Source organism: Paenibacillus thalictri, assembly GCF_004307995.1.
Lineage (GTDB): Bacteria > Bacillota > Bacilli > Paenibacillales > NBRC-103111 > Paenibacillus_AF > Paenibacillus_AF thalictri.
On sequence record NZ_SIRE01000039.1, the window covers coordinates 19,251 to 32,131 of the forward strand.

General features: G+C 49.8%; 8 protein-coding genes. 2 read left to right on the forward strand and 6 right to left on the reverse strand.

Features of this window, described 5'->3' with window-relative positions; all coding sequences use genetic code 11:
* Positions 1-13: 13 nt before the first annotated feature.
* Genes EYB31_RS36230 through EYB31_RS36250 form a run of 5 tightly spaced genes read right to left on the reverse strand, consistent with a single transcriptional unit; the run spans position 14 to position 5,545 of the window.
* Positions 14-403, reverse strand: a complete 390-nt coding sequence (locus EYB31_RS36230) for a GtrA family protein (protein ID WP_131018448.1) — start codon at positions 401-403, stop codon at positions 14-16.
* Positions 400-1,374 (reverse strand): glycosyltransferase family 2 protein, encoded by a 975-nt coding sequence (locus tag EYB31_RS36235; protein ID WP_131018449.1) that lies wholly within the window; start codon positions 1,372-1,374, stop codon positions 400-402. The genes EYB31_RS36230 and EYB31_RS36235 overlap by 4 nt, the downstream gene beginning before the upstream one ends.
* Positions 1,371-2,963: an ArnT family glycosyltransferase gene (locus EYB31_RS36240; protein WP_131018450.1), complete on the reverse strand. Its 1,593-nt coding sequence runs from the start codon at positions 2,961-2,963 to the stop codon at positions 1,371-1,373. The genes EYB31_RS36235 and EYB31_RS36240 overlap by 4 nt, the downstream gene beginning before the upstream one ends.
* A gap of 6 nt (positions 2,964-2,969) precedes the next feature.
* Positions 2,970-5,336, reverse strand: coding sequence for a cyclic di-GMP-binding domain-containing protein, MshE-related (locus EYB31_RS36245; protein WP_131018451.1), 2,367 nt, complete (start codon positions 5,334-5,336; stop codon positions 2,970-2,972).
* Positions 5,312-5,545, reverse strand: a complete 234-nt coding sequence (locus EYB31_RS36250; protein WP_131018452.1) for a hypothetical protein — start codon at positions 5,543-5,545, stop codon at positions 5,312-5,314. Before EYB31_RS36250 ends, EYB31_RS36245 begins: the two co-directional genes overlap by 25 nt.
* Positions 5,546-5,966: 421 nt before the next feature.
* On the opposite strand from EYB31_RS36250, the gene EYB31_RS36255 reads away from it, so the two are divergent.
* Together EYB31_RS36255 and EYB31_RS36260 are read left to right on the forward strand one after the other, a co-directional pair.
* Positions 5,967-6,851 (forward strand): diguanylate cyclase domain-containing protein, encoded by an 885-nt coding sequence (locus EYB31_RS36255; RefSeq protein ID WP_165452803.1) that lies wholly within the window; start codon positions 5,967-5,969, stop codon positions 6,849-6,851.
* A 17-nt stretch (positions 6,852-6,868) separates the two neighbouring features.
* The gene (locus tag EYB31_RS36260; protein ID WP_131018454.1) at positions 6,869-9,055 is read left to right on the forward strand and encodes a cellulose biosynthesis cyclic di-GMP-binding regulatory protein BcsB; all 2,187 of its coding nucleotides are present in this window, start codon (positions 6,869-6,871) and stop codon (positions 9,053-9,055) included.
* Between the two features lie 116 nt (positions 9,056-9,171).
* Here the strand turns inward: EYB31_RS36260 and EYB31_RS36265 are convergent, their stop codons facing one another.
* Positions 9,172-12,852, reverse strand: coding sequence for a cadherin-like beta sandwich domain-containing protein (locus tag EYB31_RS36265; RefSeq protein WP_131018455.1), 3,681 nt, complete (start codon positions 12,850-12,852; stop codon positions 9,172-9,174).
* Between the last annotated feature and the right edge of the window lie 29 nt (positions 12,853-12,881).

The window sequence follows — 12,881 nt, forward strand, 5'->3', positions numbered from 1 at the left end:
AGAGGAAGTCGAATCAACTGTCCGTGCGCCGCTGTTGACGAAAGGTCCAATAATAATTAAAAATAAAATTCGAACAGGGGACAACCAGAATGACGAGGCTCTGCCCAATCAAATAATGCCACTGCAAGATATGAACGGCGGTATACATCACTCCGATATTCAGCAGCAGACCCGCCACGGAAACAACCGTATACTTCACAAACGAGCCTATTCCCGTCTCGGAAGACTGAAACGTCCAGTATTTATTGAGCGCATAAGAAACAAACAGCACGATAACAAAACCGATCGCCGACGCCAACACCGGCTCCATCCGGAAAGCATCGGCCAATACGTACAGCAACGCAAAATGGAGCAGCGTGCCAAGCAGCCCCACTACCCCATACTTCAGCATTCGCAGCCTCATAAAACTTCACTGACCCGCCGCGCCTGTTCAGACGTTTCGCTGTTGATATGATCTTTGATCAAATAACGCGGCCTTCCCTTCACTTCATTGTAGATGGCGGCAATATACTCGCCTATAATGCCAAGCGAAATCATAATAACGCTCCCTACGATCAGCAAAAGCAAAATAACGGTCGTAAATCCGTCAACCGCATTGCCAATAAACTTCTGATAGAGAGTTTGAACAAATAAAACACCGGCTCCAATCAGGAACACCAGCCCAAACATACTCACCATCCGCAACGGTATGGAGGAAAATGACACGACCGCCTGCACCGCCAGCTTCATAAGGCTCCAAAAGTTCCATTGGCTGCTGCCTTCAGCGCGGCTGGGCACCTCGAAGTAAATTTTTTCTCGGTCGTATCCAAGCCATGCCGTCATCCCGCGAAAAAACGTAGTCCTCTCCGGCATTTCCCTCCAAGCCTGCACCACCTTGCGGTCGAGCAGCTTAAAGTCCGACGCCCCCTTCAAATCAAAACCCGACAATTGGTTCAACATATTATAAAAGATAGCCGAGCCCACCGATTTATTCAAGTTCTCGGAGCCCCGGTCCGATTTTACACATTCGACAATATCTTTGCCCTGCTCCCGCCACAAACGGATCATTCGGGCAAGCAGTTCTGGGGGATGCTGCAAATCCCCGTCCATAATGATGACGGCTTGACCGCGGGCATGCTCAAGCCCGGCGCATAATGCGAGCTCCTTGCCGAAGTTGCGGCTTAAACGGAACGCTTTATAGTGTCGCGAGGTTTGTGCGAGCATGGAAAGCTGCTCCCATGACGCATCCTTGGAGCCGTCGTCGACGACAACGATTTCGTAGGATTGCGTTGATTTCCCCAACTCTTCTTCGATTTTCCTCAACGACTGAGCGATATGCGCCGCTTCGTTGTATACCGGAATAATGAGCGATACTTCAGGCGCTTGATGGCTCATTTGGTCTCCGCCTCCCCACCGCGAACAATTTGGTACAGTCTCCATCTTCCCCCGAATTCCTTATAAAGCTTGGTCCACGGCATGCCATTCTCGTAAAAATTAGCATACAGCTGGTTATCCGCGCTTAAAGCCGAGCTTTTATTGGGTTTGGGACTCAAGATAAAATCGACGCCTTTTCCCACCGGATCCTCAAGAGAGCTGCGAAAGTTCAAGTCGCTCGTAATCAGGAACTTGTCGGGATGTTTGCTGTTTAAAATAATCGCGTACGCGGAATACGAATCCATCAAAATATTCGCATTGCCCAGTTCCGTATCCAGATAATGCGCCACCTCCTTCTCAATTTCCTGATCCGCAGCATATTGGGCAGCATGCAAATATTTATTTTCGTCCGGAGCAATGTCCGGATTCATCAATGCCGAAGTCAAAATCATGATGGAAGCCAGCATTCCCGCCAGGACGATCGAATAATTGACAAACGATCGTCTGACGCGCGACAGCTCGTAAGGCAGCCATGCGACGGTGATGGGGAACACATACATGAAATAACGGAACCAGCCGTATGAGGTTCCTTTCATTAACATGTAGAACTGCAGAGCGAGAATGGACACAAACAGCAGCAGCAGAACAAGGAAATCCCATATCAGCCACCTCCTGTTCCAAAGTCGCAATAAAACTACGCAAGCCAGAGGCGCCGAATAATAAACGGTTTTCTTCATAATAAACCATATGCCCAGCAGCGGATTGCCCATCATATCGACGAATTGCTGTTCAGTGCCGAGCCCTTGAGCTTGCGCGACATTGGAATACTCAGAATTTAAAAAATAAAACGCGTTGCCCATAATCAGATAGTTGAGCCATATCCACAGCAGCCCCGAATAAAAGATCGGGGCCATCGTTAAGGCCCACGTCCCTTCAATATGAAACAGCTTAAATTTCAAGTCCCGGTTGATTGTTTTGGCTTGAGGTTCCCAAACCGGCACCCAGAGCACGATCAGCAAAATCGCAAGCGCGACCGCGGCCCCGAGTGGTACAGCCTCGTACCGGGTCCAGAAAGCAAGCGCCAGCAAAAAGCCGACTTTAATCAGACTGCCGACCCGCCTGCGCGTCATCCAGTGGCACAGATGAATGACAGCCGACATGATAAAGCAAATAAAGGGTGCATCGCTCAGACCATTAGCGCCGAATAAAAATATAAACGGGTTGCAGCTGAAGCTGATGCTCAGAATAACGGCAAACGTCCGCGACAACCCGAAATCGACTGCCGCGCGGGCAAGCAGCACTGCCGTCATTCCAGCGAAAACGCTGCTCATCAGCACCCCCGCCAAAGCGGATGAAGCAAGCGGTGTATACAGCGGATAAAACACGAGAAAAAGCAGTTCGACCATACTTGGCAGCGGATTCCATACAAATCCAATCGCCCCCAAATGAGGGTCCTGGCTGTATAGTACATAAAATGCATTGGCTACACGGCTCATTGCATCGGAATGGACATAACCGACGACATGACTGACGTAATAACCTGCGGCAAACTCCAATACGAATAACATGAGAAACAAAGCGGCGTATACTCCGCGTGGCATAACCGGCATCGGAATCTACCCCTTTTCCTGCACAGCTTGACTGCCGGGGGTTGTTGGAGCCGGCATATTATTGGCTAAACCATGCACCGTCTTTTCCCAATAAAACGGCTTCGTAATCAGCTGCCATGCAGCTTTCACAGCGGCCATACTCATCATCATCCAATAAACCGGCGTGAGCAGCGCGTATTTTACTAGACTGTAAGAAAACACATTTTCCTTCCGATTCTCTAAGTCGTGAATGACCCAGTACATCCCTGCGATATTACTGAACACAAATATAAAGTTGCCTATCAAAAATTCAGACGAAGCCGTATAATAAATCGCTCCCGGGAAAAACTGCGGAATCCAGTCCACCTTCCAGCCATACCACAAAATAATCATCACCCAATAAAACGGATTGAGCAGCGGCAGGAGCGGTGTCGCCAGCACCATAACCTGAAACCCCAAGAAACCTTTCAGGCCAAGCTCTCGATACAATCGGAGCGGATTTCTCATATGGACAAGCCACGTTTGCATATACCCTTTAATCCATCTGGAGCGCTGACGGATCCAGTTGCCGACCTTACTGTTCGCCTCTTCCCATGTTCTGGAGTCGACAATGGCAGTGGAATATCCGGATTTGTACAAGCGGATGCCCAGATCGGCGTCTTCCGTAACGTTATACGGGTCCCATGCGTTAATTTCCTTCAATACGCTCATTTTAAAATGATTGGACGTCCCGCCAAGCGGAATCGGCACATTAAGTTGCATAACCCCCGGCAGGAGCAGTTCGAACCACATACTATACTCCTGGGTAAACCAGCGGGTCAATAAATTTTGACCGCTATTGAAGTAATTGAGCTTCGCTTGTATGCAAGCGCAATTCTCAGGGCTTCTCAAAAATGCGGCATGCACCTTCTTAAGCTGATCGGGATCGGGCCGATCCTCCGCGTCGTAGATCACGACATATTCTCCCCGTGCACGTATCAATCCGTAATTGCAAGCTTTAGGTTTGGTTTTTGGGAGACTGTGAGGAACGACAATAGTAGTGTAATAAGGCGGCAAGTTCATTTCTTTCAAAATTTGCTGGGCTTCCAAATCATCCTCTTCGATGAGCAGCCTCACATCGAGTTTGGCCTTAGGGTAATCCAGGCTTTCGAGGTTATCAAGCAGATGAGGTATGACCTGACTTTCCTTGTACATCGGAATCAATATCGTATAGATGGGCAGCGAACGCTCATCGATCTGATCAATTTCCTGCTCCGTGAAACGGATTTGCGCAAAGTCCCGTGTGCCGTACATGATGATCAGGAATTTAAACATAGTCATGGTAAAATAAAAAAGCTGCACCGCCACATTCAAGGTGATAAGCGTATGGAACCAATCGAGCCCCAAGGCAACCACCAGTATGAACATCAATGCGCCGCCGGTAAGCAGCTGCGGCGTCGTAAATGTGACATGGGCGGAATTTTCCGGCTGCTCCGTTACGAGTTTTTGCGTACTCTCTTTCAGCAGCTCAGTTTCGTATATGCTTTTCCAGAAAAACTCCATCTCTTCGCGGGTAGCAAGAACCTGCTCCACCTGCATCCCGAGAAACAGCTCCAGAGCTTGCAGTTGTTCTTCACGCAGCGGGTTGCCTACGGCGACCAAACACCGGTTGGCTTCCTGATTGACAACAACGGCATCGTATAGTCTAGCCATGTTTTCGGGAAGCTTAACGACATCTTGGAAAGAAAATTCACTGCCGATCCGGCCCAAGTTATTTTGATTCGCAATAAGCCGGTACAGCTTCTCGGGTTCGATAAAACGCAGCGACATCAAGATGTCGCCCAGCAATCCGCCGCTCTTCCGCTGGAATTCCAGAGCTCTGTCCAGTTGTTCCTTGGAAATAGCCCCTGTTTCGACCAGCATATCGCCCAGACGTCCTTTGAACTGGCCCCCATTAGCCACCGAATTAAGCTTGGCGCGTTCGAGGTAACCGAGTTCTACGGCGATCTCTCCCAATCGGCCGCCTGTTTTCTGCTGGCGTTCCATCACCTTCTGAAGCTGATCGGCCGTAATGTAACCTTCTGCTACAAGCCGGTCTCCCAACCGCATTTTTTTGCCCGCACCGGCTTCGTTTTCACCAGCGGGTACAAAATCGTCTCGATTGAGCAGATTGGTTTTCAACGAGATCAATTGGCTGACAATGCCATTCTTTAATCTGATTTCGTTTTCCATCCACTCAAGCTTTCGGCACGATTCTTTCATCACGCGCTCATGTTCTAGACGATCTTGCCGGATTAATCCGCGCATCTGCTCAAGTCTGGCTTCTTCGGAGGCAATTTTGCGGTCTGTCGTTTCTTTGCGGAGTCCTCGAAGAGCAGTACCAAAACGTCTTACAGCTGGTTTTTTTGAATCCATTGCTTTAGATTCGTCTCCAGTCGGTCCACTTCGGCTAAATCTTGCGAAACTTCTTCAACTTCCGAGAGCAACTCCGCCTGCTCCTTCACATAAGCCTTTAACTTCTCTTCGCGCTGCTCCTCGAGCAGCAATATTTCCGTATTCAAAGCCGTCAGGTAGGCCTTTACTTTATGTTCATCGTAACCCCATAGTGCTCTTTTCAATCTCATGACGATCCTCCCGCAAAATCTCGATACATACATCCCAATCAGATTGACCGGAGATTCAGCACATCGGTTTTTTCGTACCGCCTGATTCAGTCACTGCATTAACTCCAATCCCTTTCGCAATAATCATTAAAAGGGTGTCCCCGTTCCTCATTATAACGTTTGATTTACCGCCTGGTTACAGTAAAATTAGACCATCGGAACTATTGAAGGGAATTTTAGGTACAAAGAACCAAAATACTTCTGTTTATACTTTATCATCATTATACAACCTAATGACACATTAAAATCGGAATTTAATTAAAATTTAGATATGTATTAGAAAGGCTTCAGGTATACTAATCTCATGTCTCATATAAGAATATCGCACAAAGCTGATGAATTTTGCCCCATCTTGTCAGTGGCGAAGAAAGGATGCATCTTCTTGAATCAACTGCAAAAAACTTACGCCAATGTCATCTTGCAGATACTTTCGTTATTTTTTCTAACCATGTATTTCATCTTTACCCAAGGAGCTTTCCCCCTCAACTATATCTGGTTTATCGTTGCAGTGCTTCTAGGCATTGTCGGATTTAGTCGAAAAATGGACGAAGCCATTCTCGCTTCGCTGCTCACCGGAGCCGTATACGGCGGTCTTCTGATCTACAGCATGTACACCAGCAGCTTGCCCGTGGAAGTAACATGGAACGATCTTATTTGGCTTGGCGTCTTCCCTTATTTCGGATTAATCGGAGGACTTCATAAAAGGGCGGCCCAGTCCTATACGCCGATCCCCAAAAAGTCGACACTGGCCATCATTCCCGTCAGGCAGGAACATCCTGAAGACGATCACAATCATAATCACCATCTTGACAGCAAACTCGGATACTCCAGCGAAGAAGGCCTCATTACGTGGATGCATAAGGAGCTCCCTCGTCTCGTTCGTTCAGGCCGCGAACTGACGCTGCTGTCCATCGCTATTGACGAGCTTGATTCGTTCCAGCAGGAGTATGGTGAGGAGCAAACCGTCGATTTCATCCGGCGGATTGCGGAGATGATCCACTATGTCGTAGGCGAGGTCGAAATGAAAGCTCTGCTGGAAGATAATATGTTCGCTGTTGTCTTTATTGGCAAGGAGCAGATAAGCCCAAAAATGGCCCAGCTCGAGCTGACAGAGCAATTTAACACGCTGCTGCTAACTCGTCCGCGAAAGGAACGCAACGTGAAAGTGAAGTTACTGTTCGGCACCGTCTCGTCAAGCGAGCACGGGCACAATGCCGATGCCGTTATACAACAGACAAAGCAGCAATTCAAATCGCAGCTGGAATAGAGGAAGTGAATTTTTCGATGAATAATACAAGGCGCAAGTTGGCACAGCTGCTGATCTGCTTATCCACTTTGCTGGCGCCCGTTCAAGAGGCCTTTGCCGACAGCCAGAGCGGCGTGCCTACGGTCTCGCAAGCCGCCTCAGAGAGCTTTCCTATTTTCGCAGACGATCGTGTGCTCAAAGGACAGAATGCCCGGGAAGACTTCTATTTCGAAGTCGGCAAAGGACGCGTCACCGGGGCCAACTCTTATCTCGATTTGTCTTATAGCAACTCTACTACACTGCTGGCCAAAGCTTCATCCATCACGGTCATGATGGATGATGTGCCTTTGCAAAGCATTGCGCTGGATACGACGAATAAAAGTCCTTCCTTTCTGCGGCTCGACCTCTCCAATCTGGCGCTAAAAGCGGGGTTCCATAAGCTTTCCTTCGCAGCTCACATGGAGCTTGGCGTTAACATATGCATTGATCCGGACAATGCTGCCAACTGGACGACCGTACACAAGACAAGCAGACTTATTCTGAGTTTTGCTAAGGCTTACGGCAATGTGGACTTGTCTTGGTATCCCAGCCCGTTCTTTGAGAAAGGCAGCATCAACCCGATGCAAGCGATCGTTGTTGTTCCCGACGATGCCCAGCAGGCTGAATTTACATCTGCAGCTCAGCTTGTGCAATATTTTGCTAGTCAGGCCACCGACAAGCGTATACAGTTTCGGGTGTATCCCGAATCTGAATTAACGGATACGCTGCTGAGCCAATATAACGCCATCTGGATCGGTCAACCTGAACACTGGAAAACCCGCGGACAACAAATGGTGCAATCTCTGAAACCAAACGAAACCGCAGCACAGGGACAAGGGCTGATCGGCATCGTCCCTTCGCCTTGGAATTCGGCTGCTGTTGTGCCTAATCTCGTGGTCAGCGGGACTGCGGAAGAGTTGGTCCGCGCCTCGGCGATCTTGACCGATGAAACGTTATATTCGCAGCTGCAGGGTCAGACGACCTTCATCCCGTTATCGTTAAAATCAAAAGAAGGCGCGGCGGCTCCCGCATTCGGCGGCAAATACTCCGTATCCTTCGAAAAGCTCGGCTATGGCAATATCTCGTTGGAAGGCAGGCGCAATGCCAGCGCAACGATCAATTACCCCATCCCAAGCAATTGGGATATTGAAGATGGGGCGCACCTTACGCTCAAGTTCAGACATTCTGCGGCTATAGCGTATGACCGCTCTACGATAACGGTCAAAGTTAACGGGATTCCTGCAGATACCCGGCGCTTGTCCAAAACTTCCGCCGGAGAAGGACTGCTAGAGCTTGACTTAAAGCAGGAATGGATCGGCTCCAGACGCGAAATCAACATCGAGGTAGCTTTTCAGTTTGATGAAACGGACCAAAGCGACAGCAGCAAGTCGTCAGCCTCACAATTGGCCGATTTCTGCGGGGATACTTATTCAGGCTGGGCAGTCATTGACAAAACGTCCACATTGACGATCATTCCGATGCCTAGGCATTCCATCAACCTTCAGTCGCTGCCGTATCCTTTTGTCCATGACGGGACTTGGAACACAACAACGTTTTTGCTGCCGGAGCGGTTTGGCTCCAAAGAACTGAACATTGCCATGACAACCATCGGATTGATTGGCCGCAATACGCTGCAGAACGGGGCCAACATCAAACTTTTGGCGGCCAATACGGCTAATCTGAAGGAAACGATTCAGAGCGACAATATCATCTACATCGGCCCTTTAAACGGCCTGCCCGAGTTTCTGAACGGGAATGAACAACTTGCCATTCAATACCAAGGCGGCAAAATTGTTTCAAACCATCCCAAGGTAGAGCTGCTTAACGATTTGCAGAATAACGCCGCGGTCATTCATCTGTCCAAATCTCCGATGAATTCCAGCAGGGGTTTGCTGCTCTTAAGCGCCACCACAGCCGAGCAAGAGCCTGCCATCGACAAGATGCTGACCGATCCGCTGGAGGCTTCAAAGCTGACTGGAAAATTCATTTTGATCGACAATACCGGCAAGGTGTTCACATTTCCCGCCGCGGCAGACCCTGAGCCCGTGAAACAGGAAAAAAAGAAAGCCGTCGCCTGGGAAGACGCCGCCCTTCCGAAGCTTTCGCCGATAGCCTTTTGGCTTGCCTTTGCGTTCCTCGTATGCGCTCTTGCGGTCGTTTATTTGGTTTTACGGAGACGCAAATAATACGTTTTAGACAAAAAAATGTGAGCGTAAACTACGCCCACATTTTTTTGTTCACTATGACGAACCTATGTTGATCAACCGGAATAAAGCAAGATGTTCAGCGTAGATAAACAAGTTCACTTGTTTATCTTATCGATCAGGCCCGCTTGCTGCAGCAGCCTTTTGATCATAACAGCAGTTTGGGCGCGGGTAACCGGATCTTCAGGAGTTATCCGCTGGCCATCCCCCTGGATAATACCGTTTTTAACGGCGAGCGCTAACGATACCTTTGCCCACTCGGCTACGCCATCAGCATCGGTGTAGGCGCTCAACTGCTTATCCGCCTCATCGGCCGACATTTGCATATGAATCTTGGCAAAAGCCAAAGCGCGGGTCAATAACACCGAAGCTTCGCTTCGCGTAATGGTTTGATTCGGGCGGAAGGAGCCATCCTCATAGCCGCCTAACAAACCGGTGGCGGATGCTGCCGCCACACTGTCGGCGTACCAATCCGCAGCATAAACGTCGCTGAAAGCGTGCCGGCCGTCGTCCGGTTTTAAACCAAGCGCACGGACCATAATTGTCGCGAATTCCGCTCGTGTTATGGACAGATCCGGCGCGAATCTATCTTTGGCAACTCCATCCACGACAAGGCGGGAAGCCATTTCGTTCACATCGCTTTGGCTCCAATGGCCCGACAGGTCGGCAAACGACTTTTCGCCTTGAACAAGTGCGTACGTGCTGTTAGTCAAACTGTTGATGACGGCATACGTCTTACCGCTTCGAACCTCGATCCGGGTCGGCACCGGCGTCAGTCTCCCGTCAGGACCGATAACTACCCCTGTTGTTGCTCCGGACACATCTATTCCTGCCGGCACAGCGACTGCCCGTTCCACAAAACCCGGGAATCGGCTTACTGTGATTTTATTCTCTCCATACTGCGCTTCAATTTCAAAATCAAGCGGATTCGCAACAACGGTCATTCCTTCGCCCGCAGCTGCTGCGCGAACCAAGTCCGCTTTATCTTTGGATGTCTCGCTAATTTTTATGCTAACCACAATGTGCTGAAGATCGTTGTCTGCATGAAGAGCGGCCGCGACATGCGAAATATCCAGAAACGCGGCAGGCAGTATGTATAGAGCACCGTCCGTTTTCACTTCAATTACCGTTTCCTTGGCGGTTAACGCCTTAACGAGCTGTCCGTTCAACCGGCCAACAACAACATCGGCCTTGGATGTAATTGGGATCGTGATGACGTTATTCGTCTTTTTATCGAGCATGTCCAACAGCTTTTGTTCATCCAGTGTAACAATGACAGTTGTTCCGGCATCCGTTTGCACCGTTTCGGCAGTCGCAAACGATGACTGGCTGACGCCGTCCAAAATAATATCTACCCCCGCGGCAGGCTGTGCCTGGGTTCCGTTGTCCGTGCTGCTTGAGACTGGTGCTCCGCCGCTGCCGGAGGAAGAAGATGGCAGCCGGGTGAGCTGAAGCGTATAAAGCTTCTCGGTAACCCCGTCTTCCGCCAGCACCTTCACCTGTATCCGGTTCAGACCGATCTGCAGCGGGATTGCAGCGGAAGCGGTTCCGCTTACGGTCGCGGTTCCATTAATGCTCAAGGAAGCCGCAGCGTCATAGACAGAAGCGGTGACCGTAACCGACTGTGCACCAAAGGGTACGATCGCCTCATAAGAGGTTGTTTCCCGGAAGAAGGAAGGCGATATCGTTCCGGCGGTTGTCGTCAAGTCCGCCAAATCCGCGTTACTGGAAGGCTTGCGTGTTACGTTAATCGTATAGCTGCCAGTTGTCACTCCGTCCGCCGCCGTCACATCCACAGCGATTGTGTTGGCTCCAACCTGCAGCGGAAGCGCCGCGCTCGGGACCCCGCTTGGCGTGGGTACACCGGCGATTTTCAACGTCGCATTTGGCTCGTAAACGGACGCTGTTACGCTCAAGCTGTAGACACTATGGGCAACCGTCTGGCTGTAAGCTGTTGTGCCAACGGCAAACAAAGGCGTCAGCACCCCTGCATCGGTCGTCAAGTCCGACAGTGCGGTGTTATTGGAGCCCTCACGCGAAACATTAATCGTATAATGGTCCGTGGTCATCCCATCTTCCGCAGTCACGATCACATCAATGTTGTTCAATCCAACCCGCAGAGATATAGGGGAGCTTGGCACCCCGTTTGCGGCGGCTGCGCCCCCGATGGTCACGGTTCCTTTCGGATCGTACAGCGACGCCGTTACGCTGATTTGGGATACCTCATTGGCTACGTTGCGACTGTAGGATTTCGTACCCGCAGCGAACACTGGCGTCAGCGCCCCTGCATCGGTCGTCAAGTCCGACAGCGCGGTGTCATGAGAAGGATTCGCTACAATAACTTTTACTGTCACTTCGCGTACGCCCGTATTTTGCTTGCCGCTAGGGATTGTTAATTGTCCTTTAAAAATGTAGGTTGCCGGGGCCTTGCTGTTATATGGAGGATTCCCTTGATCCCACGTCACCGCTGCCGGGGTGGTGGTGTCATCCGTCCATTTCATCGAAACCGTCGCCGGCAGCGCGTCAGCTTTGGCCGTCCCATACGGTACCTGAATATCGCCAGGTAACGGTGCTGAAAGCGGCGAACCATAGGTGATGACGAAAGCCCGGGCTTTCGCAATTTTAGTCGTTAGCAGCGTATCGTCGTCCTGATAACCTACATAAATCGTACCGTTATATACCGAGATTGAAGGATAATACACTTCCCCTCTTGTAATGGCGGCATTGCCCACCATGGTCCAATCGCTGCCATTAAACCGCTTGACCATCAGCTTGTTGCCGTTGGCCCCATCCTGAAAAGCAATATAAAGGCTGCCGTTGTCAAACGAAAGCGAAGGATAATTGGCCTTCCCTGCCGACACGGGTCCGTTGCCGATTGTTTTCCAATTTCCGTCATATTTAAGTACAACTAATTTGTCGGCATCATGGTCCTGATAAGCCAAATATGGAATACCTCCGTAAACATCAAATGCATAATAATAGGAGTTTGCGTCTGCTGTTGACAGCAATGGAGCTCCCGCGTCTCCTACCAGCTGCCAACCATCCGAAGGCCGATCCTCATCGTATTTCATTACGACCATATCGACATTCGACGAGCCCAAATCCCTCTTGTAAGCAACATAAACAATATGGCCGACTACTTTGATTAAGCTTTTGGTACCATCGGCAGGCCGTTTATCTGTAAATCCTTCCTGTCCAACCGGGCTCCAGCCGTTGTTCGTATATTTCATTACTGTTAATTTATTGGACTTGTTATAGTCGCCGTACACAATATAAGGAGTGCCGTTAAACGCGGTCATGGACAGCGCATAGACACCCTTAGGAGTGAATCCATACTGGCCTAACGGCTCCCATTGATTATTCGTTAATTTAACAATGGATGCCTTGCCGCCATTCTCTTCATCCCTATATGCGACATAAAGGGCCTTGTCGGACGGGTCCAACGCCATGTGCATCACAGAGACAGCCCCAGGGGACGCAGGTCCTCCGCTTACGATACTCCAATTGTTCCCATCATATTTTTTTACCGTCGGTTTATATTTACCCGTACTGATCTTTTCCCGGTATGACATATATAAAATACCGTCATCTGCAATAATTTGATTATCATACGAGTCAGTGTCGGATAAATATTCATCCGTCAAAGGTTTCCACACCATCTCGTCAGCGTGGGTGCTGGATGGAAAGCGAAGCGCACACAGCGCCATAAGGATCAAAATAAGCGCAAGCTTGCCCCCGCTTAGTCCACAGCGTTCCAACATAAATCTTCTACCAGTCATCGTGTGTATACCTCCGTTTTTCTTTAGAT